The sequence below is a fragment of the Vibrio sp. QJM3NY_35 genome (genome assembly GCF_057785915.1).
The window spans coordinates 202326-229091 of sequence record NZ_CM173508.1 but is presented as its reverse complement, the minus strand read 5'-3'; the positions used below and the strand labels follow the sequence as shown (position 1 = coordinate 229091).

The window sequence follows — 26766 nt, the reverse complement described above, 5'->3', positions numbered from 1 at the left end:
ACTTAGAAATGTTGTCAATTGGATGTTGGTAGTTCTGTCCTAACTTGTGAAGCATATCGACTCACATGCTAGTTAAACGATAGGAGGCTCATTGGCACATATGGTTGTTCAATTACTTATGTCACCTCCTCAATTTTACTTTCTAGGCTAGTTCCTTCTTATGAATGTATATTCAGTTATTCACTATGTTGGAGGTTTATCGGTGATACTTTACTGCCATTACAGGTATAGTTTATTTCCCCCGTTTACCTTATCCAATCGTTCATTTTTTTACTTGATCTCAAATCATGAAACAAAGCATTTCTACGACGTTTTATCTGAAGAAAAAATCATTAACAAAATAAATAGTTATAAGCATAAATTCTTACATGTACCAGTCGTAGATTTATAAGTAACATATGGTCCACGTATCAATAATTTAAAGTTGAGATTTCAATGTCTAAGTCGTTTGAAGATTGGCTCAGTCAATACAACATTCAGCTATCGCTCTTAATTCAAGTTGCAGAAGCATTTGGCTTAATCTTATCGATTGCCATTGTGATTCATGTCGTATTACACCGTGTTGTCGTGGTTTGGTTGAAGAGTCGTGCTTCTAAATCTGAGGCTTTTTGGCGTCATGAGCTATTCAGTGGTAATTTATTCAGTCAAATAGCTTTGCTTATTCAAGGGGTAGTGATCGGTATTCAGGCCAATTTATGGCTCTCACAAGAAAGCGCTCTTCGTGAAATGTTAATTATAATAGTCGAACTATGGGTAGTTCTTTATGCCATGTTATCGATATTCTCACTACTCAATGTGATCGATGCACTACTCAGTCGCACTCAGGTGGGGCGTAACATGCCAACTAGAGGCATCATCCAGAGTATTAAGATAATTATATTTGTGATTGCAGCTCTGCTATTTACCTCCATTTTAATCGGAAAATCACCAATTATATTGCTAAGTGGTTTAGGTGCCATGACAGCAGTAGTTATGTTGGTATTCAGAGACCCAATTCTTGGTTTAGTAGCAGGAGTTCAGCTCTCTGCCAACAAAATGTTGAGTGTAGGGGATTGGCTCGAAATGCCGAAATATGGCGCAGATGGTGATGTTATTGATATCAGCCTCACCACAGTAAAGATACAGAACTGGGATAAAACCATCACCACAGTCCCAACTTACGCTCTGATTTCAGACTCATTTAAAAACTGGAAAGGGATGACAGAGTCGGGAGGGCGACGGATTAAACGTAGCGTGATGATAGATGCAACAAGTGTTCACTTTCTCAATGAAGTTGAGGTGTCAGAGCTAACCAAAATACAATTATTAGAACCGTATATCAGAGGCAAAGTAGAAGAAATTACGCTCTACAATAATCAACACGATGTAAACAATACCAGATCTATCAATGGTCGCCGACTGACTAATTTGGGTAGCTTCCGCGCGTATCTAGAGCGCTATTTACATGCACATCAAGAAATTCATAACGATATGACTTTAATGGTTCGTCAACTAGCGCCAACGCATGACGGTATTGCCATGGAGGTTTACTGTTTTACTACCACAACAGTATGGGGTGATTATGAGCGTATTCAATCAGACATTTTTGATCATTTGTATGCAGTTATGCCAGAATTTGATTTGCGTGTATCTCAGACTCCAACGGGTAGTGACTTTCGTCAGTGGAATCAAGATAAAACTAATTTAGCTTCATCAGGTCAAGTTAGTAATGGCTAGTTTAAATGAATAATGGTGGGTAATTACTTGCCCGTCATTTTTTCTTTATTAAAGCTTCAAAAATACTTAAATCACTATGGAACAAGAGCTACTTAGTGCTACTACCCTAAAGCGTTTCCGCCCCTAACTCTGTTATCGAGTGGTTTACTGCGTTTTGCTGGTAACTCATAATGCTATACATGAGCTGAAAAGACAGGGTTATGTAAAGTGAGGATGAATGAAGAATACAACCCCACAATCTATCGTCCCTAATTTGGATAAGTGGCCTGTTGGCTCGCATGAGCGTCTAATAAATGGGTATTGGGAGTTGGGTATGATGAGGTTTCATACTTTCACCAATGACTGTGGAGAAGACCTCCAGAATACATACAATTGCATCAACAATCGATTAGGGGTTCAAACGATCTACATCGACCTTCTCTCACTTGCAGGTGAAGATTACAGAAACAAGTCGCAAATCATGGATATCATTCGAAGTGACAAGCCAACGTGGATCTGGTTTATCAATTGCGAGACGCTTCTAAATGGTTCTCTACCTAGCTGGCTGCGATCAATCCTCACCACATACAATGCAGATCATATTCGAGTTACTTTTGTGCTCGATAATCAAGAGCAGTTCAGCAGTATATTCCAGCGCTATTCTGCGCCACTATATCAATCGACTATAGCTCTCGATCTTCAGAGGAGCTAGCTCAGAATTGTCCAGAGACGTGCTTGACCTCTACGGTGATAGCACTCATTGGGACAAAAGCGCCTTAGCTGTTATGCTCTAACCCGTGTTTTAAGCGCTTACACAGTTATGATAAACCACTTCTTAATATTAGAAGGGGATCGCACTTAGAAATTGAATTTTCAGGTATGGTATGGGTTTATCTATATGATTTTTATAAAGATATTGGCTAGAGGCTAAAGTGAGAAGAATTTACATCATAGTAATGTTGACCTTACTTATGGGTTGTGCAGGAAGTCAAACTCATTTGAGAATATTAGAATCTGGAGGGGACATACGAACGGAATTATCGGATACAGATGAATATGATTACAAAGTATATATAAAAAACACTATAGACTTTGGTTGGGATGGTGGTGACGAGAAAGATCGGTTAAACGCTGTTCAAATGATGTTTAAAGACTCGTGCCGTTCTGTAGATGTTCTAGAACAAACACCGATTCACCGAGGTGAGTACGGAATAGGCAAAGAAGCTATAACTTGGGTCATGAAAGTAAAATGTACAAGATGATTGAACACTAGAAGTACGGCTCGATAAATCGAAGTGTAATGGGGGTAGTGAATTTGACCAATAAATCAAACTCTCGTAAGTAACTAATTAATAAGGTTAATTTAAGTTTGGCAAAGTTACTGACTCACAATGGTTCAGAGGCGTGTTATTACGCTATGCTTAGGGACCAACTGGGGAGGGAGAGCTTCCAACTCAGTTTTTAAGACCGATTTCAGTCAGTTCGAACAATAAAGGCTCTTACTTCCATCCTCTGGAACGTTTCTCGTCATATTTAAATGGAAGTGACAATATGAAAAAGATTATTGGATTAATCACTCTTGCTTTGGCTCCATCAGGCTTCTCCAACACGAGCCTTGAAGGTGTGGTCATTATAGATTTTGACAACAAACGAGGCTCGCAGTTTGCCTCCGTCTACCCAAATCATAAGAGTCTCACGCTATTTGATTTTAGGGCTAAGCCAAGACAAGGCTCAAGCATGACCCTGAAGCCAAGAGCTAAAGGCGAAGACATAACCTACTTGACCTACATATCTCCTCACCCGCAGAAAAAAGGCCAAAAGACCTTGATGATCATGCTGCCCGAACACTGTGATGACATTGAAGCTAACGGCCTATATGACGGAATGAGCATAAAAACAAATAATCAGAATGTTAGGTACTCGTACAATTGTCATGAGGATACCCCTTACTTGTGGCCTTTCTCTAATCAAGGTAATGAATTCGTGATAGATGCATTCAAAAAGAGCGCGAACGTTTCCTTTGAGTTCCCGCACCAGTTTTTGTTCTTCTCTGCGCATGGTTTCACCAAAGCTTGGGCTGAGTTTGGTGGTAATGCGCTCTAGATCGTCAAACCTCCAAACAAAAGGCGCTTGATGGTGGGGCTTTCGGTCCGTATTTTGTGAAATATTAATTTAAGAGTTTGTGTAGCTCATTTAAGTCGAAAGACGTGCTTTTTCTCCCCAGTGATAGCCTTCCTTGGGGACAAGATCAATTTAGTGCTTTTGATCTAAGTTGGTTCAGCCCCCAAAGTATATGCGCCATTTCTGAAAATGTGTTAGATGCTTCAACACACCGCCAAGAACCAGATTGAGTAATGTAATAGAAGAAGCTTTGAATCGTTATTACAATTCAAAGCTTCATAATTCATCCAGCCTATTGTATGCCTATATCTGTGGTTTCAAAGAATCACTTTAATGTATCAATATCTTGTTTTTCTTCAAATGATGGGATATATGGACCTCCTACAATCGGAGGTTGACTGACATATAGCTCACAAGCTTGTGCTGTTGCTGGACCAAAAATAATCTCATCGGAAGGGCTTAAGATTGAATCTACTTTTCCTATTCTTAAGTTAGCATCATTTTCCTTCTGGTATACAACATAAAGCATACTTATCTCCTTGTTTACTTCATCTGAACAGGTCTTGTCCCTGCCTCAGGTGGTGCACTCATAATTTCTGCCTCGCGTTTTTTTTTGAGCTATGAACTCATCATATGCTGCTTTAGCTGCTGAAGGGTTGGTTTCATTCATTTTTACAATCAATTCAGCAGTTTCTTTGTCTCGACCATAAGAATTTACGTCTTGTATTATGGTGCCCATATTATCTAAAGCGGCATTATCCATTTCTTCTCTACAACCATGGTTAATAGCAGACATGACATTTTCCTTCATTAGTGTGGGTAATATTTAAAGTTACATAATTAAAGATAGTGCCACGCTTAAGATGTTGTTCAAAAAAAGAAGATAAAGTTGATATTTATCAATTTCTTGTGATGCATTGAAATGCTGATTGTGCAGTTATGTCAGCGCCGATGTAAAAATGACCCACTAACGCCGATTTAAAATTGACCCACTTGAGGCAAACTATCCGTTCGTAAATGGACAAAGCGGCGGATTATGATCAATCAGGAGCAACTAGTGGAAATACATGTTTTACATCAGCAAGGGTGCAGCATCCGCCGTATCGCCAAGGATTTGGGTATCTCAAGGAATACCGTTCGTAACTATCTCCGTGATAGAAGCAAAGCCCTCGTGTACCCCGAGCGTCAATCGCGACCAACTAAACTTCAGCCATACCATGACTACTTGCGTACTCGCATTGACGCAGCAAAACCGTATTGGATACCAGCAACAGTCCTACTTCGTGAATTAAAAGCGCTTGGCTATGAGGGCGGTATAACGATGCTCAAGGAGCACATCAAGCAATACAAACCTAGCACGCCAGTCGACCCTGTGGTTCGATTCGAGACAAAGCCTGGTGAGCAGATGCAGGTCGACTTCACTACCATCACGCATTACGGCGTACGTGTTAAAGCCTTCGTTGCAACGCTTGGTTATAGCAGAGCGACCTTCGTTCGCTTTTGCGAGCGAGAGCGACAAGAAGACTGGGTTGAAGGTCTTGAAGAAGCGTTTGAATACTTCGGTAGCGTACCCAAAGAAGTTCTCTTCGATAATGCAAAAGCCATCATGATAGAACGAGATGCTTACGGTGAAGGTGAACACCGATGGAATCCTATGTTGCTCACTGCCGCTAAGAAGTACAACTTCAAACCAAGAGCTTGCCGCCCTTATCGCGCAAAGACCAAAGGGAAAGTGGAGCGATTTAACTCTTACTTGAAAAGTAGCTTCGTTACTCCGCTTGCAGCGACACTCAAACAACACGGACTTAAAGTCACCGTCGATGTTCTTAATGGGCATATCGGCGCGTGGTTAGAAACCGTCGCTCACCAACGGATCCACGGTACGACGGGTACAAAGCCTCAAGTTCTCTTAGATGAAGAGCGCTTTACACTTCAACCCCTCCCGTCACCGACACGCCTAATGGTACCGCTAACAATGGGTGATAATGTAATGCCAGTTGAGAGCTTCCAACACCCACTCTCAACCTATGACGCGCTGTTGGAGGTACGAGTATGAACCTTCAAATGAATCGCATCGAAGCGGCCTGTGCAGCGCTGAAGTTACAAGCTATAGGTCAGGACTGGCCAAGACTGGCAGAAGTCGCTAATAGTCGTGAGTTCAGCCTAGCCGATTACTTAGAGTCACTTCTCAACGCAGAGCTTGATGCGAGAGCTGAACGCACAAGAGCCACGCTGACCAAATTCGCCAGCTTCCCTATGGAGAAAACATTCGATGACTATGACTTCAAGTTCGCAACAGGCGCTCCAAGAAAACAGCTTAAGGAGCTAACAGGGTTAGCCTTTATTGAGCGAAAGGAAAACGTGATATTACTTGGCCCAAGTGGCGTTGGTAAAAGCCACCTTGCTGTGAGCCTTGGTCAAATAGCGGTTCAAAAGGGTCTAAAGACACGCTTCATCACAGCAGCAGACTTAATGCTTCAACTGTCTACAGCAAAAACTCAAGGCAAGCTTGAAAGCTACCTGAGACGAAGCGTGCTCGCTCCAAAGCTTCTTATCGTCGATGAAATCGGATATCTACCGTTCGGCAGAGAAGAGGCGAACTTGTTCTTCAACGTCATCGCTAAAAGATACGAGCAAGGCAGCATTATCGTGACCAGTAACTTGCCGTTCTCTCAATGGTCAAATGCGTTCGCCGACGATACGACACTGACGGCGGCGTTACTGGATAGACTTCTTCATCACTCGCACATCGTACAAATCAGTGGAGAAAGCTATCGATTACGAGGAAAGAAGGCGGCTGGAACCATACCAACGGTTCTAGAGAATCTATCTGAAAGTAGAAGTTAATTACGTGGGTGGGTCAGTTTTACTTCGGCGATAACGTCGATAAGTGGGTCAATTTTAAACTGGCGTTGACAGTTAGGCTGAGTTAGATTCAAACATCTACGAATAGTACACATGAACTGCTATGTGGCTATGCAAAAAGCGTGGGGGTCCTTCTGCAACCTCAAAGGTAATCGAACATGTTAGTCACAAATACCGTTACCACCAATGTGACCAACGCCCAACGCTTATCTAGTACAAGAAGAGCCATGTCAAAATGACAACAAGCATTCATGCGGATGAAGGTAAAATTGGGTACTTATAATGATGGTGGCTTTAAAATATTTCTATCAAGAACCTTCTTGCAGTTCCCAGACTTGAAAGTTCCGGCTGTTCCCTCAAGGCATCGCAGACACAATCTGGGACAAGAGCGCCTTAGTGCTATTGGTCTAAAACATTTCTGCCCCAAAGCTTGCTAGCATGTACAACTATCGTGATTGACTCTCATAGCTTTTCAACAAAAATAGCTAATCTCAAATTACTAGAGGTTCTATGCGAATTTTCCCCGTACTTTCTTTTAGACTGACCAACCAGAGTCACACAAAGCGTTGATAGCTGTTGAGTTTTACAATCAATCTCTGCAACCTAGATAGGATAAACTGTTTACAAAAGACATCCCCTCGCACCGTGAAACAAGGAAGCATGATGAGCAATAAAAAAAGAGCCAATAAAGCCCGACTAAATCAAATAGAACAAACAGAGCAACCATTGCGAGAGATGCACAGTGAGCTATTCCCCGAGGAGTATGACCACCTTTACGACAGTAATATCGAGGTCAAAGCGCGCAATCGAGGTGAGAACCCAATGAGTGAAGATTACCAACGAAAAGTGAATCTGCGCCGTTTCGCTATGGGAGTTGAACCTTTTGGCGGCTGTGTTGGTATAGAAGCAACTGAGGGCTTAATTACTAGTTGGCAATATTGCGAAGATAAAATCGCACAATAAATAGTGGGTAATGCAATATTGCCCCCATAATTCGATAATCATCAGTGCCAGTAGTAGGAGTAACCCCTTGGCTTTTATTGAAACCAAATATATCTCAACCCTGTTCAGCGAACTAAACCATTATAGCCTGCGTGGTAACAGCGCGTTATGGCAGGCATTACAGGTAGAGCTAACTACCAATAACATTTCATACACAGCAGAAGCACTGCTCAATAGGGTTGATGAGTATGTGGCAACGTTGCTAGTGAATGGTTGCGACTCTGAATATAGCAGTGATGTAATCTATATTGAATCTCTTAATCAAGGTGGTATGTCGGGTGGGCAGTTTGATGTTCGTTATTGGCAAGAGGTAATGCGCCCAACGCTTCAGAAGCGATGTCAACAACTTGAAAATGGGCTATGCTTTAAGGCTGATAATGCGCTTGAAAACCTATTCTTCATTGGCGATCTTCATGCCCAGCAAGAAAAGCTAACCGCACTACTCGACAGCCAAGGCATAGAAGCATCGGGTAAGGAATCAGACACTACCCTTATCTTCATCGGTGACCTCATTGATAACAGTCCCCATTCAGCAACAGATCATATCGCTACATTGAACTTGGTTAAAAATTTAGTCGATAAGCAACAAGCGTTTTGCTTATTAGGAAATCATGAATTTAATGCAGTGGGCTGGTATCTAAAAGATGCTAACGGGAAGCACCTTCGTGATCGCAGCAAAGTGGGTAATCAAAAACAACATGCTCGTTTTCTAGCTCAGGTTGGTGAGGATTCACCATTACATAAAGAATGGGTCGAGTGGTTTATGACCTTGCCTTTGTATATTAATTGCGGGGATATACGCGCAATTCATGCTTGTTGGCATGAAGAGAGCATTGAACGTTTGAATGTGTACCTCAATGCCGATCGCTCTCTAAAAGTTGAACACTGGCCTAATGCGTTCGATCCTGATCACGAACTGTATGATTTGATTGAAATCTTACTGAAAGGCCCAGAAGTGATTCTTCCATCTGGCTGCAGCTTTTATGATAAAAACGGTATTGAGCGTAAACATATTCGGGCTGCTTGGTGGAAAGATGAATATAGCGTAGAGACTTATCGTGATTTAGCCGTGGTACCAACGGGCCAAGCCGATGTTATCCCAAATGTGGCATTGGAACGGTCTGCCAAGGTATTTATGCAACAGCCGCTACTATTTCCAGTAGTCGTTGGGCATTACACTTTAGCCCCGACACCGTTTCCTGCATGTCTAAGCGAGCAGGTGGTGTGTGTGGATTTTAATGCCGCGAAGGAAGATAACCCTTTAGTGGGGTATAACGCTTATCTACCTTATTGGGATGAGTCACCAAACGAACTCATCGATGACAATGCTTTTGTGAGTAACGATGAGTTAAATAGCGTTGAGGTTGTCGCTAGCGGTATCACTCAAATACTAAATACAATGCTCGCAGCGCTACCTGTGCCAAAAGTTGACGAAAGATTTTCTCGAATGGTCAATGAAGTACTGTTAACTGAGTGGGACCCAATTGGTGTTTATGACCCTTGTGGTGACGAGGAGTTAGCAATTGAATACGTTGATTATGAATCTCCAGTCGTACAATTAGCACAGGCGGAGAACACTAATAACCTAGCGGCCTATTTACTACTTGTAGAGCGCCATGTTATTGGTATTGAAAGAAGCAATTGCGAACACCAATGCGCTAAAATCGCACATAAGCTAGTTTGTTGCTGGCAAGATCAGCAAGTTAAAGGGAGTGATGATTTTTCAGGTGTGTTCTAAATAATGGGATATTGTACATTTCGATATCGTTAATATCACCAGAGTAGATTTTTTTAAAAAGGCAAAGCATGACTGATAAGCACGACATTCTATACATAATGCGCTCGGTTCATATTGATGGGCGAATTTTTGTTAACGACAAAAAGGTAGGTGTCACAGGCAAGGGGAATGCAACGTTAAAAGCGCGGATTTCACAGCTTTCAAGCACAAAAAATAACTTTGGGGCGCAATGCATAGCGGCATGGAGGGTACACCCTAGAGACAATAACTCAGCTTTGCATTATGAGACACAGATACACAAGGAGTTGATCAACCAAATGGTACCTTGCTCATTTGGGTCTAAGACAGAGTGGTTTTATGACGACGGCGAAAATCAAATAGATGTAGTACAGTTCGTAGTCGACTTCGCGGAAAGGAATAATCTACAAGCAGTAGATGTTGGCAGGCTACAAGATGAAAATGCAAAAGCATTATCAAACAGAGCAATGAAAGCTTGTTTTAAAAATGTGTACTCTTTGGTAAGTGCATTTTCAACAGCTCAAATATCAAGTCATAACCTGACGTCGGAGTGTGTACGCATAACTACATCTGATGGTCGCTCGTTTCACATAAATGTTAGAGCTGACCTAAACAAGCAAAACATTAGCATTAGTAAAACAAAGCACGATATTGAGCGGTACAGTGCACTATGCAAAGAGGAGTCATTTGTTTTTGTGATCTCTAAACGAAGTGGCAACATTAAGATATTCGTTAAGACTCCACGTCAAATAGCAAGAGTAATTGATGCTTTCTTTCATGAGGGGGTGTGATCTTAAGCTGTGACCAATCAGCCACTGGATCTGTTCGCATTATGCAAGTTTCGAAATGAAAGAGTAAGGCTGCCTTAACCATCAAAACTGGATATGAAACTAAGTAATTTTGCCAAATCTTTATTAACTCGTGTTTCGTTAGTGATCGGTATTTCCAAACTCATGCTGTCCAGAACTGGTACAGTCGGCACGTTTAAAATCGAAATTGGACACCTACGAGCTTGCTGCTCAGTTAACGCATTTTTGCCCCATTACCCGCTTCGGACAAAATGTTATTGTTCGTAAATAACCAGAATTTGCCCAAATAGAGCTTATGTGGTGACAACAAGGCTCACATCGCAAAAGTGATTTTTTACGTTGGTAAGCTCGCTTTGGGACAAAAGCGCCTTAGATCACCTCCCTATATTGACCAGAAGGCAGCCTTTGTTGAGCTAAGTGCGCTAAAGGTTAATGATGCTACAAGCACCGTAGTCATATTGATGCATACTATAAATCGCACCATTATAGAACTCCACTTCTCGATACATTAATAGACCTGAAGCTGTGTTTATCCAATAGGTACTTTTTCGATCAAATGGAGTGGTATTGGATGGCGATCTAGGGTATCCATCAAAAGTCAGGTAGAGGTTACTATCACGTGATGCAGCCTTAACTATCACAGCTTCTTGAAGTGCATTGTTAGCATGCTTCTCCAAAGTATTAGTTGAGCTGTCAAACCTAAACATGTAGGTATTAGGACAACTTGCAATCCAACTCGCGTATGAATTCGCTGTCAGAACAATCAGAGGCAAAGATAATAAATAACGTTTCATGTGGCTCTCGTAAATGTGATACAGGCATTCTCTAGTGTATCTACCTTGTAAGTCGCTGTACAACCCCAGTGCTGAGCCTGACATCAGGAGATAATAGGGTGTATTGGTATGGGACAAAAGCGCCTTAGAGTGATCGCAGAGCTTCAGTTACGCTATCCACAGTAAGAACGTTGCAGTAAACCCTCGATGTCGAGTCTTTGTTGCTGTAGAGCTGGACTTTACAGTTGCTATTGTTAAAGTCCATTTTTACACCCCAAACATCTCCTGAGTGAGGGCGATTATCCATCAATTCCTCTGTAATTAGGCTTTTGATGTCAGAGAGTGTTATCAGGATAAACTGGTCAGGCACCACTCTTACTAAAAGGTACGCACTTGTAGATAGACGGTCGAGATTGACCTTACGTAAATCAAACCAATAACCACCAGTGCTATTTTGAGCAACTGATGGTGATATGACGCTTATTGCCTCTTTGAAAAATACAGTCGTATTTGAGAACTGCCTGAAACCATTATTTGTAAGCACTTGGATGTTGTGATGTCTTGTAGACTCAGTCATCATTTCCTCCTTGTTCAAGCTGAGATAGTACCTCTTCAATCGACACAAGACCTTGAAGTTGCCTTAGTTTAGATATGGAAATTTGGTCTTGTCCATTATTCAGCAGAGGCTTCCCTGCGAAATTTTCGAAAATTCTAGCTCCAGAATCATTATAGACAGGGCTTCACCTTCGCAATAGGTCTAAGCTCATAGTTTTAGGAGGTCAATAATGAAATCACCAACGACAGTCAGAAAGCTAGAAGATTTGGGGCGAGTCCAACTTTCAGAAAGCTACTTCATGCGCGATTTTTTATATTCTGAAATTTCGCAGATAGAAATGATACCTAACACCCCCGACTACCCAGACGTTGCAATTGAAGCTGGAAGAAACCTATGTTCTCAATTACTTGAACCTATCGAAAAGGCATTCGGTCGGATTTCGATTCGTTCTGGTTATCGCTCTCCTTTAGTCAATGCCAAAGGTGCCGAAAATGGTAATCAATACAGTTGCGCCAGTAATGAAAAGAACTTTGGTAAGCATATCTGGGACTATCGGGATAGAGATGGTTGTTTAGGAGCGACAGCTTGTATTGTGGTGAACTCGTTTACTCCTTATTACGAACGTACCAACCATTGGCAAGCTTTGGCTTGGTGGATTCATGACAATATACCTGAGTATTCAGAAATGTATTTCTTTCCGAAGTTAGCTGCCTTCAACTTAACTTGGAGTGAAAGTCCAAAGAAAGTAATAAAAAGTCACATTACTGGTTCTCGGGGAGTTCTTACTAAACCCACAATGGCAAACTTCAAAGGCAGTCACGCTGACGAATACGCCAAACTTCTAGAAGAGCTACAAAATGAGCAGGCTACATGAAACCGCCGTGCTTTGGGTTGGCGGTTTGGGACAAAAGCGACTTAGGAGCAGTGAAGATAAGTGGACAATCGCCCTACTAGGAGAGGATTGATGCTGCTAAGTAGTTAGGGTTTTGCTCGAAATAAGTTGTCTGTAGAAGCTTTAGGTCTTCGTATAGATCGGAGTTGTTAGTTTCTAAGATTTTGTAAGTATTTCTGACAAGTTTCCTCCCATTAAATTCCATCGTAATAAAACGATTCCATTCATCACCATTAGAGGAAAGAAGATCAAAAACCACTAGTTGGGATTTAGGTCCAACTTTACTTGCCAGCTCTAATGATATATCAGACAGGTTAGACAACGGGCTTTCGAAACTCGTAGCTGTAGCTAGAGTCAATGCCTTGTTCTTTAGTCGTAGCTGTCTGATTGATATCATATTATCTATACATCTCTATTATCAATTCATGTGCATTTTTGGACAATGCGATTAATTGTTCGAAGTTCCCCAGCAAGCGACTGCCTTCAGTTATATCAGTCATGTGAAACAACCCATGACGATGTTTGTGATACCAACTATAGGCATCTCCTAGTTTTGAGCGTACTGCGGCATCAGGAACATTCTGTGAATAACCTGCACTTAGAGCATAGCTCCCGGGTGATAAATAGCTAAAAAAATCGCCTAATTGACGCCCATCGATTTCAACACCGCTGTTAGTGAGCCTATCTTTCACAGCACCCTCCAAGGAGCGAAGGTCTGGGTATAGGAGTAAGGAGTAGTCAGGTAGCACAGGGGTCGCGAGTTTAACACATATGCTTGACAATAGTAATTTCCGTATTGTCTGGGGAAGTTTTTCGCTAACTTCTCCAAACTCACTTTCGAGAAATTGCTCCGCCATTTCAATACGCACTATTTCTGCTCTACTATCATCTTGGCGAACTAGCACTTTGTCTAAACACGATAAGTCCAGAAGTTCACTCAAAAAGTAAATGAATTCCCGATAACATGATAAGGGTTTCCCCTGAATCTGGAGCTTATGAGTCCCTTTATGGTGAGTTACTGTGATTGAATCTTGATAAGTGTTCGAGGTTAGCTTTGACACTCTTCTTGAAGAAATATCTTCCTCAATGATTCTTTCTACATGCTCAGATTGTTCGAGTAGCTCTTCAAATACAGGTTCGATATCTTGCTCGTAGATTCCTATCAAAACCAAGTTAACAGTTTGAAACTCATCAGGGTGGATGGTTTCGTATAGAGTATCAGCTATTGCTTTACCTAACTCTTGGTTCTTGCCAATCTTATACTGTAGGGTACAAGTACCACACTGATTAAAATGAATATCTAGTGTTGAGTTTTCGAGACCGACTCTACCTACTACGGCTCTGCGACCATTACCACCCGGTCGCTGATCGAGGTGCCTTACCTCTAAAGAATTTGCTTCCACAAACTGTAGAATCGTAGCGTCAATGATTTCCCGGTTCAGGTTAATTCTTTGATAGTTTCTTTCTTCCATTGCTCTGCCAATTTTTCAAATATGGGGGAAGGGATAGTTTTATTACGTCTCACAACTCTCTGAAATCCTTAGTGCATCTTCAATCTCGACGCCAAGGTATTCAATCGTACTTTCTAACTTAGCATGACCAAGAAGTAATTGAATAGCCCTAAGATTCTTGGTTTTGGCGTAGATCAAAGAAGCCTTGGTTCTGCGCAGGGAATGTGTGCCGTATTGGGTTTTATCTAAGCCAATATCAGTAACCCATCGATTAACCATGGTTGTGTAGTAATGGTACGAGATGGGCTGCCCTTCACGGCGTGGGCTTGGGAATAAATAGTCTGTTGGCTGTAATGAGTTTTGAATGATCCACTGCGACAAGGTCTGTTGAGTCTTGGGGGTGATCTCGAAGTGTACTTCCTGTTGGGTCTTCTGCTGTTTAACGATAGTTCGTGACATAACACAACCACTGCGACTGACATCTTGGACTTTCAAGTTACGTAAATCACAGGATCTCAACTTGCAGTCGATGGCTAGATTGAACAGTGCCAACTCAAACAAGCGTTCCTCCAATTCAAGTCGAATACGGATGCGCCAAATGTCTTCTAGCTTGAAGGCTTTCTTCTGACCTACACGCTTTCCTTTATTCCAAGCTTCCATAATGTGCTCCTTACTTCATAAAAATGCTCTTTAAGTAAGGCAGAAATCAAAGACAATGCTGCATCCAGTGGTATGATTGACGGAATATTTCTATAACAAGAAAACTTCCAATGAATCAAACAGAACAACAGTATTTGAAAGAGCTTGAAGGCAAGCTTTGGAACGCAGCAGACAAGCTACGCTCAACGCTAGACGCAGCGCAGTACAAACATAGGTCTAATCTTCGTTAAGTACGTCTCTGATGCGTTTAAGCTGCGTCAGGATGAGATCAAAGCTGACATCGCTAACCCTGAGCACGAATACTACTTAGATCCTGCTGACTTCTCGGAAGAAGAACTAGCAGAAGAGATTGCTATTGAACTGGAACAACGTGACTTCTACACAGAGAAAAATGTGTTCTGGCTACCGACTGAATCACGTTGGCAGTTCCTGCAAGATAACGGCCCTGTGGTGATTGGCGGTGCTGATCTTGAAGTGGACGGTAAGACTAAGAAGATTACTTCTGTTGGTCATTTAATTGATAACGCACTTGAAGGCATTGAACGTGAAAATCCTAAGAAACTTAAAGGTGCTCTCAATAAGTCATATTCTTCATTAAAGATTGACCAAGCTAAGCTCAATGAGCTTATCAACCTGATTGCGACAATCCCGTTTGTTCATGCTGATCTAAACAGTAAAGACATCCTAGGTCATGTATACGAATACATGCTTGGTCAATTTGCACTGGCTGAGGGTAAGCGAGGCGGGGCTTTTTATACGCCAGCCTCTATCGTAACGCTGATCGTTGAAATGATTGAACCGTTTGAAGGCCGTGTCTATGACCCTGCAATGGGTTCTGGTGGTTTCTTTGTTCAATCAGAGAAGTTCATTGAACGTCATGCGAATGAGAAGAAAGTCGACGCACTAACGCAGAAACAGAAGATCTCTATTTACGGTCAAGAGTACAACCATACAACGTGGCAGCTAGCGGCGATGAACATGGCGATCCGTGGTCTTGATTACGACTTCGGTAAAGAGCCTGCAAGTACCTACACCAACGTACAACACCCAGATCTTCGTGCTGATTTCATCATGGCGAACCCTCCATTCAACATGAAAGAGTGGAACACTGGTGTTGATGATAACGACCCTCGCTTCAAATACGGGCAACCGCCATCAGGTAATGCTAACTTCGCATGGATGCAGCACATGCTTCATCACCTAGCACCTGAAGGCTCTCAGGCGCTTCTGTTGGCAAATGGCTCTATGAGTTCAACGACCAACAATGAAGGCACTATTCGTCAGGCATTAATCGAGAATGACTTGGTTGAATGTATGGTAGCGCTTCCCGGTCAACTGTTTACCAACACACAGATCCCTGCCTGTATTTGGTTCTTAACCAAGAACAAGAACCCTCGTGTTGATAAGGCTGGTCGTAAGTTGCGTGGTCGTAAAGGTGAAGTTCTGTTTATCGATGCCCGTAACCTTGGTTTCATGAAAGACCGTGTATTACGTGACTTCAGCTTTGATGACATTAAGAAAGTAGCTGACCTATTTCATGCATGGAAAACAGGTGAAGAAGTTCATGGCTTAGCTTATGAAGATCAGGCAGGTTTTTGTAAATCTGTAACGCTAGAAGAAATTACTAAGCATGATTTTGTTCTGACTCCCGGTCGTTATGTTGGCGCTGTTGAGGAAGAGAGTGACGGTGTTCCTTTTGCTGAGAAGATGGAAAAACTGACCTCGAAATTAAGTGAGCAGTTTGTAGAATCGGCAACGCTAGAAGCAGAGATCAAGATGAACCTAGCGGGGTTGGGCTATGAGCTGTAATTGGCCTCAGGTGAAACTTGGAGAACTTGTTGAAATCACTTCAAGTAAACGGGTCAAAATGGCTGACTACGTTGAAAAGGGAGTTCCTTTCTTTCGCTCTAAAGAGGTAATAGAGCGTTACAAAGGAAATGCGATAACTACCGAATTATACATAACGGAAGAACACTACCAAACTATCAAAGATAAATTTGGAGCGCCTGAAGAAGGTCATATATTACTTACATCGGTAGGCACTCTTGGTATACCTTATCAAGTACAGGCGAATGATAAGTTTTACTTTAAAGATGGAAACTTAACTTGGTTTAAAGAATTTGCCGATGCCATCGATGCGGAGTTCTTATTTTATTGGTTAACATCTCCAATAGCGAAAAGAAAGTTTGATGAGATAACAATCGGCTCAACACAAAAAGCACTGACCATTGTTGCCCTTAAAGGGATTGAAATTGATTTGCCACCCAAAAATGTTCAAAAGCAAGTGGTGCAAATAGTTAAATCTTTAGATAAGAAACTCTCAAACAATCGTGGTGTTAATCACACTCTAGAACAAATGGCTCAAACCATTTTTAAATCGTGGTTTGTCGACTTTGACCCTGTGAAAGCTAAGATGAATGATGCGCTACCAGAGGGTATGGATGCTGCTACTGCCTCGCTATTCCCAGAAAAGCTCGTTGAGTCTGAGTTGGGTTTGATTCCTGAGGGGTGGGAAGTAAGCACCTTATCAAGCTTGATTCAGCTTACTGGTGGCGGAACTCCAAAGCGTTCGGAAGAAACATATTGGAATGGTGATATCCCTTGGTTCTCAGTTAGAGACGTACCATCGGGAAGCAATGTATTTGTTGTTGATACCGATGAGAAGATTACCGAACTTGGTTTAAATAAATCCTCGACTAAGTTGCTTCCGAAAGGGACAACAATTATCACAGCTCGTGGTACGGTTGGTAAACTAGCCCTCGTCGGCACTGACATGTGTATGAACCAGTCTTGTTATGGCATTCGAGGTAAAGAGGTTGGTGATTTCTACAATTACTTTAATTTGAATGAGGCGGTAAGCACTCTTCAACGCAATACTCACGGGGCTGTCTTTGACACGATCACCACCAAGACATTTGATACCTACTCAATGGCATTTAGTGGAGCAGAGCTTGCTAATCAATTTGACACATTAGTGGCTCCTCTTCTTCAAAAAATTGAGGCAAATGTACGCCAAAACATAGAGCTTGCAGCGCTACGCGACACCTTACTTCCTAAATTGCTTTCCGGCGAAATCGAGTTAGGTGGCGAGGGCTGATAATGATAGATGTGTATCAGTGGGATGAGATAAATGCCGATTACTCAGGAGGAGCGATAATACTTGGTAACGGCTCTAGCATGGCGATATCTAGCCAATTTGGTTATGGCTCATTGTTTGACGAAGCAAAGCGAAAGGGGTTTATTTCTACTTCGGTTCAAGGAGTATTTGATAAATTTGATGTAACAGATTTTGAATTAGTATTACGTCGCCTCTGGCAAGCTAAACAGGTTAATGATGCTTTGGGTATTGAGCATGGGTTGGTAGAGGATTCGTATCAGCAGGTTCGGTCTGCGTTAATAGAAACAATCCGCGCTACACATGTGATATATGAAGATGCAGAACCCCACTTAGAGCATATCTATAAGTTTTTGAAGCAGTTTAAAACTGTAATTTCTCTGAACTACGACCTGATTGTTTATTGGGCGGCTATGTATGGAAACCGAGAGTTAGGTCGTTGGTTTAAAGATTGTTTTGTACCTAATGTATTTAGCGATGACTGGGACACTTATAGGGAACCATATGGTGCTGATGGCGCAACTCTATATTTTTATCCTCATGGAAATTTAGTTTTGAAGAGGAATGGCTTTTCAAGCGCAAAAAAAATTAGGGCAGGCAGCGAAAAAAATTTACTTGAGAGCATTCTTTCTAAATGGGAAGAACAAGACTTAGCCCCTGTGTTTGTCTGCGAGGGTACTAAAGAGCTAAAAGAAAATTCGATTGCTAGTTGTGATTATCTAGAGAAAATTTATTACGAAGTGATGCCTAATCTCGAATCGACTTTGGTTATTTATGGCTGGGGTATCTGGGAGCAAGACGAACACTTACTTAAACAAATATCGAAAGCTAAACCAGCTAAAGTTGCAGTGTCCGTATATCAAAATGATCAAACATATATGGGGCGAGTTCATAAACAGCTAGTCGACATCGGCGTTTCAGATGTTGTCTTTTTTGACTCGGAAAGTTCTGGTGTTTGGAATCAGCCATCGTCTGAATACCTTGAGAAAAAAAAGGTTGAAGAAGAAGCTGTTCAACGCTTATTTAAGAGGTAGGGATAAATTTGATCACTGAAGACCAGTTAGAACAAGAATGTATTAGATGGTTCGCCGACCAAGGTTACCTGTATAAAAATGGCTATGACATCGCACCTGATGGAGATTCTCCAGAGCGTGATGATTACCATCAAGTTGTTTTAAAGCAACGGCTATTAAATCAATTAGCAATCATCAACCCAGAGCTTCCGATAGAGGCACTGAATGATGTGGTTAACACGGTATCTTCCCCCGATACGCCAATTCTGATTAAAAACAACCGCGCCTTCCATAAGTTTGTGATTGAAGGGGTGCCTGTTGAATACACGGCAGTTGAAGATGGCGAATCGAAGACAAAGCATACTCACGCTCAGTTAATGGATTTTACGACGCCAGACAACAATGAGTTCCTTATCGTGAATCAGTTTACGATTACAGGAACAAAAGGTAATCGCCGTCCTGATGTTGTGGTGTTTATTAACGGACTACCCATCTCTGTTATTGAGTTAAAAAACCCAGCCGATGAGCATGCCGACATTTGGAATGCCTTTAACCAGCTTCAAACCTACAAAGATGAAATTTCAGATCTATTTGTTTTCAATGAAGCGTTGATTGTTAGCGATGGCTGGACGGCTCGTGTTGGTTCATTGACTGCAAATAAAGAGCGATTCTTACCTTGGAAAACCGTCGCTACAGAGGACGATAGACCGTTATTAGAATTTCAATTAGAGACGATGGTTCGTGGCTTCTTCAAGCAAGACCTATTACTCGATTACATCCGTTACTTTATACTGTTCGAAACTGATAACGACAAAATTATCAAGAAAATTGCAGGTTATCACCAGTTCCACGCGGTGAGAGCGGCAGTTGAGGCGACGGTTCGTGCCGCCAATACCTCAGGTAACTTTCTTGAGAGCACAATACCTGCCCTAGAAAAGATTAAGCAAGGTAGCGGTAAAGCTGGCGTGGTTTGGCATACACAAGGCAGTGGCAAAAGTATATCTATGGTTTGCTACGCAAGTAAGCTGTTACAGCAAGCATCCATGAATAACCCAACGATCGTGGTGGTGACTGATCGAAATGATCTCGATGGTCAGCTTTACAACACCTTTGGGATGGCGCAAGAGACGTTAAAGCAAATACCTCAGCAAGCGGACGACCGAGGTGCGTTACGTGAACTGCTTTTAAATCGCCAATCTGGCGGCATCATATTCACGACGATTCAAAAGTTCGCTTTATTAGATGAAGAGACAGAGCACCCTAGGCTATCTGAGCGAAGTAATATTGTTGTCGTTTCTGATGAAGCGCACCGCAGCCAGTATGGCAACAAGTCAAAGATGGTTGAAGTGAAGGACAAAAACGGCACTGTAACGGGTCACAAGTACGTTTATGGTTATTCCAAGTATATGCGTGACGCATTGCCTAATGCTTCATTCATAGGCTTTACAGGGACACCTATCGCTATGGATGACAAAGATACGCGTGGTGTTTTTGGTGAGTACGTCTCTATCTATGATATTCAAGATGCCGTTGATGATGGTGCCACTGTGCCTATCTACTACGAATCTCGCCTCGCTAAGCTTGATATTAACCAAGATGAAATTGAGCAGCTTAACGATAAAGTTGAAGATGAAATCGGTGAAGATGAAGAAGCGGCAGATCGTGAAAAAGTAAAATCAGAATGGGCAACGCTAGAAAAGTTGGTAGGCGCAGAGCCTCGCATTGAACAAGTAGCAAAAGATCTGGTTGAGCACTTCACTACTCGAACATCGACATTTCCCGGCAAGGCAATGATTGTCTCGATGAGCCGAGAAATCTGTGTCGATCTTTACAATGCTATTGTGGCAATTAAACCAGAGTGGCATCACCCAGATACAGATAAAGGTGCAATCAAGATTGTGATGACTGGCTCTGCATCAGACAAAGAAAAGATGCAGCCTCACATCCATGATAAGAAAACCAAAAAACTATTCGAGAAGCGTTACAAAGATACTGAAGATGAGCTTCAACTCGTTATCGTTCGAGATATGTGGTTAACAGGATTTGATGCGCCTTGTTGTCATACCATGTATATCGACAAACCAATGAAAGGGCATAACCTGATGCAAGCTATTGCCCGAGTAAACCGTGTCTTTAAAGACAAGCCCGGTGGTTTGGTTGTCGATTATATCGGTATCGCTAATGAACTTAAAAATGCGCTAAAAACCTATACCAACAGCCAAGGTAAAGGACAACCCACCGTCGATACGGCAGAAGCGTTTTCAGTCTTGATGGAAAAAGTTGATATCATTCGAGGTATGTTCGCAACACCTGTTGATACAAAGGTATTCAATTACCGTCCTGACTTTGAAACGGATGCATTGCGCTTGTTACCGGGAGCAGTAAACCATTTGTCGGGTTTATCTCATACTGATGCTAATGGCAAACAAGTCAGAGGTGGTAAGAGACGTTTTCTTGATGTAATGGCAGCGTTAACTAAGGCGTATTCTCTATGTAATACCATGGATGAAACTCAAGGTTATAAGAACGAAATTGCCTTTTACTCTGCGATTAAGACGGCTTTCATCAAGCATTCAACGGTAGACAAAAAGCGCACCGATGAAGAACGCAATACAGCGTTAAAGCAAATTCTAAATAATGCAGTTATAGCTGATGGCGTTGATGATATTTTCTCTATGGTTGGGCTTGATAAACCAAACATTGGGCTTCTGTCTGAAGAGTTCTTAGAAGATGTAAAGAACATGAAAGAGAAGAACCTCGCAGTAGAGCTGTTAGAAAAGCTACTTCGTGATGAGGTTAAATCTCGCATGAAGAACGACGTCGTTCAGGAGAAGAAATACTCTGAACGTATTATGTCTACGCTTCAAAAATATCATAACCGCAGTATTGAAACGGCTCAAGTTATCGAAGAGTTGATTCAATGGGCGAAAGAGATGCAAGAAGATGGAGAGTTACTAGATAAGCTCAACCTTTCTGTCGACGAAATTGCCTTCTATCGTGCTTTGGTCGACAACGAGTCCTCGGTTAGAGAACTGGGTGACGACAACTTACGTAAGCTTGCTATTGAATTGACTCATCAACTGCGTAAGTCTGCCACGGTAGATTGGCAAAAAAGGGATAGTGTTCGTGCTCGAATGCGTAATCTAGTGCGTAGATTATTGCGCCGTTGGAAGTATCCGCCAGATGCTGCTGAAGAAGCAATTAAGCTTGTGCTTGAGCAAGCTGAAGTGCTGGCAGATGGGTGGTATAAGTAGCCAGAAATAAGAAGGGTAACACTTAAATGCCGTTACCCTTTTTGTTTTTACATCATCTGAATATTTGCTTGGTCTTGAATGCGCTTAGGCGTTGCTCCCTTGGCTACACACGGGATCGTAAAAGCTTCGTTGATATTACCCGCACCCGGTAAAGGGAATTTATTACCATCTTCATCTTTTTTATAGCGAGCGACGCGCTTAACTGAGACCTTGTTGCCCACGATAGGAATGTTTAAGTAGGTATTCCAGCCTTTGAAAATTGAAGAAAGACGGCACAATAATGAATAAGATGTTGATTCATGAACCAACGATTGAAGATATTTTCGCACCTGATACTCGATATCATTCTCAGATTCTAAGCCAATTGAAGAAATCAAGCGTGTTAAATACAACTCTGGTGTGATTGGCAAGTGCTCTAACTGAGACTCTTGCAACTTCAACTTAATCAAGTAATGTGCAAAAGCGTAGATTGGTTCCGATGCTTGGCTCTCCTGCTTGTTTCTTTTTAGCACTTTTGAAACAAAATCTACAGACAGGGCGAGTTCATGGTTCTGTTCAACGTATTTAAGAATCTCTTCAGGCTGAAATGATGTGCCTTGAGTGCCTCGGAAAGCAAAAGGATTCGGCATCGTTTCAAAAGCTTTGGCTAACATTGCAACACGAGAAAGAGACGCCGCATTCACTTCCACCCCTGCCATTTCGAGAACTTGTGCACGACTTCGTGTGTTGCCTACATCAATGTTGGCAAAACTTCGTTCATCAATAACATCGTATGTCACTGTTGCAATAAAGCCGACTTGAGCTTCACAAGCTGCCTCTAGCCTATGGTGGCCATTCAGAATTTCACCCTCATGGGAGATGATTATAGGCTCTCCTGTGAGGCACCATTCTCCTTTTTTCATAGCTTCTGCGTATTTGTTCACTTTGGTTTTGCTTAGTCGACGATTTTTATTGTTTGTATTTATCACGCCTCTTCTAGAAAACTGGAGCATATCACGAGCCAAAGAAGGGCTTATGTAAATATGAATATGCTTTAACCCTGTTTCAACAGATCTTAATCCACTGTAATACTTGGCTTTAGACTTAAATATCGCTTCCGTTTGTTGAGCGGTTAAGTTTTTCCCTGTCGTCTCCAATAGCTTGGTCGAGCTGGCGAGGTAGCTTCTGGAAGTCACTTGATCGTAGTGATCTACAAGTTTATTAGTGATGGACGCTTCTATTGAACAATCAAGTGCATCATTTGCAATCGGGTGCTTATCGCTCATATTGAATTCTCGTGTTTTTTCTTGGTCTTGCTAATCATTGATCAGACGATTGGTCTGATCAATGATTATTTTTATTTTACACTACAAAGCTACATGTAATTAATGAGATTGGTTCATTGTCTAAGGTCAAGTTAAAGGGGAAGGTGATTTCCTATGGAAGTCAGCCAATAAAGGCTCTTGTAACCTTTATTTCTGTAATTGAATTAAGTAGTTACGTTGAAACAGCTAAGCCACATGAAGCGTTGAAAATGTTGTTCAATGCAGCGCAAAACGCAACCAATAAGAAAAAAACACTCACCCTTCAGGGGGATATAAAAAATGAGGTTCTATCTGGTGAATTAGGAGTTCCTCTATCGTTGACTGTTGTCGTTAGTGGTGACAGTGAAGTGCGCGAGAATAAATTTGCTACTGAAATTGAATTCGAAAGAAGTAAAGCATTCGTAATTGGTAATCTATTGACATATAACGCACTCCTTAATCTGACAGGCTTAAAAGCCCCGTTGTTTTCATCTAGGGTCAGCTCAAGTGACTTGCAAAAAAATAGTGTTTTTCGACAACTACTAGCGACTCAAGATCTGATGTTAACCATTGTTTTTAGCGAAAATGGTTTTAGTGAAGATGACGTGAAGTCGTTATTCTTCAAACATAATAGGCGAGAGTCGGAAGTTCATTTAACGCAGTTCGCAGATACGGATTCCTTTCCTTTGCAAAAAGTAGTGTCTCAGTTAGGTAAAAATCTAGCCTTAGATGACTTCGGCGGTATATCTAATCAGACAAAGCATGTACGAGCTTCAGAAAAATACATAACGACGGAATATATTTTGTTCAAAGTACTCGTTGGTTCTGTATGTGGTGAGAAAGCTCAAGAGCGGGCTAAAATGTCAGATGATATTACTTTGAAAGATTGTGGTATCTTTGTTCAGGCTTATTCAGATATATACCAACAGTACGTGGAAACCTTTTTTAGAGCATGGCTAAGTCCGATTAACGAAAACCATGAGTATAACAGGCAAGGTTTTAGGTTATCTGCTCAGATATGGCAAGCCTTATCATTGGTTATTAATGAGTTAGCCTTGGAAGGGAAGACAATAGATGAAATATCATACGCAGGATCGCAACTAGGCAAGCTTGATTACGGAAAACGAGCGAAGCACTGGGAGAATTGTGACGTGATGCAGTTAGATTCCAATGGCAGGCTTTTTAAAAACGGCGCGAAGTCCACACGTGAGTTTAAGTTAGGGTTGAAAGACTACTTCATCAAAATAATTGAGTGAGTAGCTAGCCCACTATCTAAGAGTTGTTACCTTGTTGAATGCTGCTAATGTTCGCTTTATTATCTGAATGCATAAATATGCGCTGGTCAATTCTTCAGTGCTTTTTATGAGCCTAACAACATGCACCACTTTTACAGTCAACAGCTAGTTTAACATTAGTTTCATGCTCCGTGTTATACGTGGAAACTTGATAAGAAACGGAGGGATGAGATCAAAGAGAAGCTTGCAAAATCAAGGTTAGACGTAACTGAAAAGAAACAGTTGGGGTAATTTGCCGGGTACATGTCTACGTTAATCCCAATGCCGCTTTTTACCTGTCATTATTGGTATCAGGCTAAATAAGCCCAACATTGTGAGCTAACTGCTAGAGGATGGATTGATGCTATCCTCAATATCCATTTCGAAACTATCTAGCAACCTCTCAAGCTCGACAATTGCGACCGTAGCTGTAAGCTCTTTACTCGAAATTTGCCCTTTTAATACTTCTACATTTCGCTTAACAAGTTCTACACTCGACTTTAGAGATACTGCATTGTAAACCTTTGTATAGCCATTAATTTCAGCAAATGCGAGGTTAATATAAATATCCAACGAAGAGAGATTAGTGTGACCTGTCCACTGCTGTAGTTGTAGCTTAAATGTATGTGTATGAAGGATATGTTTTCTAAAATCGTCCTTATCGTTCACCTCTTTCGTAGTCAGAATAAGTTCTTTTAGTTTGTCAGTAATAAAGGCGTGTCGCCATAAGTGAGGGTGAACTTCACCCTTAATATTTAGCTCCTTCTTCCATTGATTCATATACGTTGTCCATGAATCAGGAGAGAGACGTTGACCAGAGGTTAAGCTGATAAATAAAAAGTCATGTTGCACCTTCTTTTGTCTCATAATCTTCTTTCGAGTCTTAATGTATGGTGCAACCAAAGATAGGAAAACGTGCGGCACAGGGATCGTTCGAGAGTTGTTACCATCCTTGCGTTTTAATGTGGGTATCTTCAACATACCACTACGCCTAGCGGCCTCATAATCACTCAATTTAATTAAACAAAGTTCACTGACACGAGCGCCTAATTGCTCCATAGCGCTGTAGAGCGCCATATCCCTACGTCTTCTGTCCTTACTCTCTTGTCGTGATACAAAATCCCAAACACGAAGGGCATCATTTACCGAAACAGGGTGTCGCCTTACAATATCATCTTTTGTTGGTATCGCTGTGTGGGAGACTTTAACGCCCTCGATAAACCCATTATCCCCTCCCGATCTACGCTTATAGACCTTCTCTTGTAATTTAATCGAGTTCTCTTTACCCTTGCCGATAAAGTGGCTCAAATCATGAAAATCCTGCACAAACTGTAAGAATTCAAGGCAAGTATGAGCAATTTTTATCACTGAGTTGTTCTTGCGTTTTCGTTCACCTAGAGGGGTTCTTTCCGCTTGTAATGAATGCACAAAAAGCGTGAATGTAGAGTTGTTTAATTGGCTGAAATGATTTAAAAACGGTTGTGTTTCAACGTATCGAACAAGGTGAATAATATCGTGGGCGTAACCACGAAGCGTACCTTTTTTTAGACCTCTCGACATAAGCATGTGTATATAGGCATTAGCCTCGTAGCAAGGCGTATGATTACTGTAGGTGATGAAAGGCATATCGACAGGCTTTCGAAAAACCAGCCTCCCGTCTAAACCAAGATGATCCCACAGTTTAAAATCTTTAAGCTCACGAACAGCCATTACACCTCTCCATCTAACGTGTAGCTCATCTTAGCTTGAAGTTTTAGGTTGTAGGTTCTATAAAGCTCTTGACGCTCTTTTTGATCACCCTCATGCATTGCTAATTGCTTTAGTTTGGAGCGCATTTCCATAACTATATCGGTCAGCAAGGCGTTACTACATTGCGCAGTATCAAGTTGAGCTTCAAGTTCGGAGACTTTAAGTTTTAAACCGATAGCTGTTTGTTTATTACCTTTAATAGATTTTTTATCATGAAGAACGCCCTCAATCGCCGATTTAGCGTTGATGCGAAGTTCATCAAGGGCTAAGAAACCTCTCTCTAAAAGCGCTTCTGAATTACTTTTTAGGGTATTTAGAGAGCATGACGCAATATTTCTCTCTGGATTTTCGTATTTAGCAATGCCAGATTGAGAGGTTAATGCCTTTAGCAACTCCGCATCGCCCTTGAACTCAGTAGGTGAGGTGATTATTTCTCGCAAGAACGTCTCTGTTTCAAGTATCTTCGTTTGATTTTGCTCTAAAACTTTCATTCGCTAA

23 protein-coding genes and 1 pseudogene are annotated in these 26766 nt (G+C 41.6%); 14 read left to right on the top strand and 10 right to left on the bottom strand.

Annotated features, from left to right (window positions below):
* Nucleotides 1–435 precede the first annotated feature (435 nt).
* The 3 genes from AC3CH3_RS16460 to AC3CH3_RS16450 all read left to right on the top strand — a co-directional run bounded on the left by AC3CH3_RS16460 (nucleotide 436) and on the right by AC3CH3_RS16450 (nucleotide 3798).
* Entirely contained in the window at nucleotides 436–1716 is a 1281-nt protein-coding gene (locus tag AC3CH3_RS16460; RefSeq protein ID WP_171307990.1) for a mechanosensitive ion channel family protein, read from the top strand.
* A 217-nt stretch (nucleotides 1717–1933) separates the two neighbouring features.
* On the top strand, nucleotides 1934–2407 hold the full coding sequence (locus AC3CH3_RS16455) for a hypothetical protein (protein WP_488538703.1): 474 nt from the start codon (nucleotides 1934–1936) through the stop codon (nucleotides 2405–2407).
* Nucleotides 2408–3246: 839 nt separating this feature from the next.
* A complete protein-coding gene (locus AC3CH3_RS16450; RefSeq protein ID WP_488538702.1) occupies nucleotides 3247–3798 on the top strand; it encodes a hypothetical protein in 552 nt (183 codons plus the stop codon).
* Nucleotides 3799–4141: 343 nt separating this feature from the next.
* Here AC3CH3_RS16450 and AC3CH3_RS16445 read toward each other — a convergent pair whose 3' ends face one another.
* A complete protein-coding gene (locus AC3CH3_RS16445) occupies nucleotides 4142–4345 on the bottom strand; it encodes a hypothetical protein (protein ID WP_488538701.1) in 204 nt (67 codons plus the stop codon).
* 45 nt (nucleotides 4346–4390) lie between these two features.
* Entirely contained in the window at nucleotides 4391–4612 is a 222-nt protein-coding gene (locus AC3CH3_RS16440; protein ID WP_488538700.1) for a hypothetical protein, read from the bottom strand.
* 240 nt (nucleotides 4613–4852) lie between these two features.
* On the opposite strand from AC3CH3_RS16440, the gene istA reads away from it, so the two are divergent.
* From istA to AC3CH3_RS16415, 5 genes are all read left to right on the top strand, one after another.
* A complete protein-coding gene (gene istA / locus AC3CH3_RS16435) occupies nucleotides 4853–5872 on the top strand; it encodes an IS21 family transposase (RefSeq protein ID WP_488538699.1) in 1020 nt (339 codons plus the stop codon).
* Nucleotides 5869–6663, top strand: coding sequence for an IS21-like element helper ATPase IstB (gene istB / locus AC3CH3_RS16430; protein WP_046209544.1), 795 nt, complete (start codon nucleotides 5869–5871; stop codon nucleotides 6661–6663). The genes istA and istB overlap by 4 nt, the downstream gene beginning before the upstream one ends.
* Before the next feature lie 681 nt (nucleotides 6664–7344).
* Entirely contained in the window at nucleotides 7345–7644 is a 300-nt protein-coding gene (locus tag AC3CH3_RS16425) for a hypothetical protein (RefSeq protein ID WP_488538698.1), read from the top strand.
* Nucleotides 7645–7711: 67 nt separating this feature from the next.
* Nucleotides 7712–9421: a metallophosphoesterase gene (locus tag AC3CH3_RS16420; protein ID WP_488538697.1), complete on the top strand. Its 1710-nt coding sequence runs from the start codon at nucleotides 7712–7714 to the stop codon at nucleotides 9419–9421.
* Nucleotides 9422–9489: 68 nt separating this feature from the next.
* Complete coding sequence (locus tag AC3CH3_RS16415; RefSeq protein WP_488538696.1) at nucleotides 9490–10230, top strand: hypothetical protein; 741 nt, start codon at nucleotides 9490–9492, stop codon at nucleotides 10228–10230.
* 440 nt (nucleotides 10231–10670) lie between these two features.
* Here AC3CH3_RS16415 and AC3CH3_RS16410 read toward each other — a convergent pair whose 3' ends face one another.
* A complete protein-coding gene (locus AC3CH3_RS16410; RefSeq protein WP_488538695.1) occupies nucleotides 10671–11042 on the bottom strand; it encodes a hypothetical protein in 372 nt (123 codons plus the stop codon).
* A 124-nt stretch (nucleotides 11043–11166) separates the two neighbouring features.
* The gene (locus tag AC3CH3_RS16405) at nucleotides 11167–11598 is read right to left on the bottom strand and encodes a hypothetical protein (protein ID WP_488538694.1); all 432 of its coding nucleotides are present in this window, start codon (nucleotides 11596–11598) and stop codon (nucleotides 11167–11169) included.
* 208 nt (nucleotides 11599–11806) lie between these two features.
* On the opposite strand from AC3CH3_RS16405, the gene AC3CH3_RS16400 reads away from it, so the two are divergent.
* Nucleotides 11807–12451 (top strand): peptidase M15, encoded by a 645-nt coding sequence (locus tag AC3CH3_RS16400; RefSeq protein ID WP_488538693.1) that lies wholly within the window; start codon nucleotides 11807–11809, stop codon nucleotides 12449–12451.
* 76 nt (nucleotides 12452–12527) lie between these two features.
* Here AC3CH3_RS16400 and AC3CH3_RS16395 read toward each other — a convergent pair whose 3' ends face one another.
* The 3 genes from AC3CH3_RS16395 to AC3CH3_RS16385 are packed head-to-tail and all read right to left on the bottom strand — an operon-like array spanning nucleotide 12528 to nucleotide 14580.
* Nucleotides 12528–12866 carry a type II toxin-antitoxin system RnlB family antitoxin gene (locus tag AC3CH3_RS16395; protein WP_488538692.1) on the bottom strand — a complete coding sequence of 113 codons (339 nt, stop codon included), beginning with the start codon at nucleotides 12864–12866 and terminating at the stop codon, nucleotides 12528–12530.
* A 1-nt stretch (nucleotide 12867) separates the two neighbouring features.
* Complete coding sequence (locus AC3CH3_RS16390) at nucleotides 12868–13941, bottom strand: type II toxin-antitoxin system RnlA family toxin (protein ID WP_488538691.1); 1074 nt, start codon at nucleotides 13939–13941, stop codon at nucleotides 12868–12870.
* Between the two features lie 42 nt (nucleotides 13942–13983).
* The gene (locus tag AC3CH3_RS16385) at nucleotides 13984–14580 is read right to left on the bottom strand and encodes a tyrosine-type recombinase/integrase (protein WP_016788355.1); all 597 of its coding nucleotides are present in this window, start codon (nucleotides 14578–14580) and stop codon (nucleotides 13984–13986) included.
* 110 nt (nucleotides 14581–14690) lie between these two features.
* Between AC3CH3_RS16385 and AC3CH3_RS16380 the strand changes: the two are divergent.
* The 4 genes and pseudogenes from AC3CH3_RS16380 to AC3CH3_RS16365 all read left to right on the top strand — a co-directional run bounded on the left by AC3CH3_RS16380 (nucleotide 14691) and on the right by AC3CH3_RS16365 (nucleotide 21962).
* Nucleotides 14691–16389: pseudogene (locus AC3CH3_RS16380) on the top strand (type I restriction-modification system subunit M).
* Nucleotides 16379–17677: a restriction endonuclease subunit S gene (locus AC3CH3_RS16375; RefSeq protein WP_488538690.1), complete on the top strand. Its 1299-nt coding sequence runs from the start codon at nucleotides 16379–16381 to the stop codon at nucleotides 17675–17677. The pseudogene AC3CH3_RS16380 and the gene AC3CH3_RS16375 overlap by 11 nt, the downstream one beginning before the upstream one ends.
* A 2-nt stretch (nucleotides 17678–17679) precedes the next feature.
* Nucleotides 17680–18729, top strand: a complete 1050-nt coding sequence (locus AC3CH3_RS16370) for a DUF4917 family protein (RefSeq protein WP_488538689.1) — start codon at nucleotides 17680–17682, stop codon at nucleotides 18727–18729.
* A gap of 8 nt (nucleotides 18730–18737) precedes the next feature.
* Entirely contained in the window at nucleotides 18738–21962 is a 3225-nt protein-coding gene (locus AC3CH3_RS16365) for a type I restriction endonuclease subunit R (protein ID WP_488538688.1), read from the top strand.
* Between the two features lie 47 nt (nucleotides 21963–22009).
* On the opposite strand, the gene AC3CH3_RS16360 is transcribed toward AC3CH3_RS16365, so the two are convergent.
* The gene (locus AC3CH3_RS16360; protein ID WP_171307978.1) at nucleotides 22010–23227 is read right to left on the bottom strand and encodes a ParB N-terminal domain-containing protein; all 1218 of its coding nucleotides are present in this window, start codon (nucleotides 23225–23227) and stop codon (nucleotides 22010–22012) included.
* Between the two features lie 116 nt (nucleotides 23228–23343).
* Here AC3CH3_RS16360 and AC3CH3_RS16355 point away from each other — a divergent pair, with 116 nt between their 5' ends.
* Nucleotides 23344–24501 carry a C-type lectin-like domain-containing protein gene (locus tag AC3CH3_RS16355; RefSeq protein ID WP_171307977.1) on the top strand — a complete coding sequence of 386 codons (1158 nt, stop codon included), beginning with the start codon at nucleotides 23344–23346 and terminating at the stop codon, nucleotides 24499–24501.
* A 357-nt stretch (nucleotides 24502–24858) separates the two neighbouring features.
* Here the strand turns inward: AC3CH3_RS16355 and AC3CH3_RS16350 are convergent, their stop codons facing one another.
* Both AC3CH3_RS16350 and AC3CH3_RS16345 read right to left on the bottom strand, forming a co-directional pair.
* Entirely contained in the window at nucleotides 24859–26229 is a 1371-nt protein-coding gene (locus tag AC3CH3_RS16350) for a site-specific integrase (protein ID WP_171307976.1), read from the bottom strand.
* Nucleotides 26229–26759, bottom strand: coding sequence for a hypothetical protein (locus AC3CH3_RS16345; RefSeq protein WP_171307975.1), 531 nt, complete (start codon nucleotides 26757–26759; stop codon nucleotides 26229–26231). The genes AC3CH3_RS16350 and AC3CH3_RS16345 overlap by 1 nt, the downstream gene beginning before the upstream one ends.
* Nucleotides 26760–26766: the final 7 nt, after the last annotated feature.

Coding starts and splice junctions, on each gene's coding strand:
- AC3CH3_RS16460 (WP_171307990.1), top strand. CDS start 436: ATGTCTAAGTCGTTTGAAGATTGGCTCAGTCAATACAACATTCAGCTA.
- AC3CH3_RS16455 (WP_488538703.1), top strand. CDS start 1,934: ATGAAGAATACAACCCCACAATCTATCGTCCCTAATTTGGATAAGTGG.
- AC3CH3_RS16450 (WP_488538702.1), top strand. CDS start 3,247: ATGAAAAAGATTATTGGATTAATCACTCTTGCTTTGGCTCCATCAGGC.
- AC3CH3_RS16445 (WP_488538701.1), bottom strand. CDS start 4,345: ATGCTTTATGTTGTATACCAGAAGGAAAATGATGCTAACTTAAGAATA.
- AC3CH3_RS16440 (WP_488538700.1), bottom strand. CDS start 4,612: ATGTCTGCTATTAACCATGGTTGTAGAGAAGAAATGGATAATGCCGCT.
- istA (WP_488538699.1), top strand. CDS start 4,853: ATGATCAATCAGGAGCAACTAGTGGAAATACATGTTTTACATCAGCAA.
- istB (WP_046209544.1), top strand. CDS start 5,869: ATGAACCTTCAAATGAATCGCATCGAAGCGGCCTGTGCAGCGCTGAAG.
- AC3CH3_RS16425 (WP_488538698.1), top strand. CDS start 7,345: ATGAGCAATAAAAAAAGAGCCAATAAAGCCCGACTAAATCAAATAGAA.
- AC3CH3_RS16415 (WP_488538696.1), top strand. CDS start 9,490: ATGACTGATAAGCACGACATTCTATACATAATGCGCTCGGTTCATATT.
- AC3CH3_RS16410 (WP_488538695.1), bottom strand. CDS start 11,042: ATGAAACGTTATTTATTATCTTTGCCTCTGATTGTTCTGACAGCGAAT.
- AC3CH3_RS16405 (WP_488538694.1), bottom strand. CDS start 11,598: ATGACTGAGTCTACAAGACATCACAACATCCAAGTGCTTACAAATAAT.
- AC3CH3_RS16400 (WP_488538693.1), top strand. CDS start 11,807: ATGAAATCACCAACGACAGTCAGAAAGCTAGAAGATTTGGGGCGAGTC.
- AC3CH3_RS16395 (WP_488538692.1), bottom strand. CDS start 12,866: ATGATATCAATCAGACAGCTACGACTAAAGAACAAGGCATTGACTCTA.
- AC3CH3_RS16390 (WP_488538691.1), bottom strand. CDS start 13,941: ATGGAAGAAAGAAACTATCAAAGAATTAACCTGAACCGGGAAATCATT.
- AC3CH3_RS16385 (WP_016788355.1), bottom strand. CDS start 14,580: ATGGAAGCTTGGAATAAAGGAAAGCGTGTAGGTCAGAAGAAAGCCTTC.
- AC3CH3_RS16375 (WP_488538690.1), top strand. CDS start 16,379: ATGAGCTGTAATTGGCCTCAGGTGAAACTTGGAGAACTTGTTGAAATC.
- AC3CH3_RS16370 (WP_488538689.1), top strand. CDS start 17,680: ATGATAGATGTGTATCAGTGGGATGAGATAAATGCCGATTACTCAGGA.
- AC3CH3_RS16360 (WP_171307978.1), bottom strand. CDS start 23,227: ATGAGCGATAAGCACCCGATTGCAAATGATGCACTTGATTGTTCAATA.
- AC3CH3_RS16350 (WP_171307976.1), bottom strand. CDS start 26,229: ATGGCTGTTCGTGAGCTTAAAGATTTTAAACTGTGGGATCATCTTGGT.
- AC3CH3_RS16345 (WP_171307975.1), bottom strand. CDS start 26,759: ATGAAAGTTTTAGAGCAAAATCAAACGAAGATACTTGAAACAGAGACG.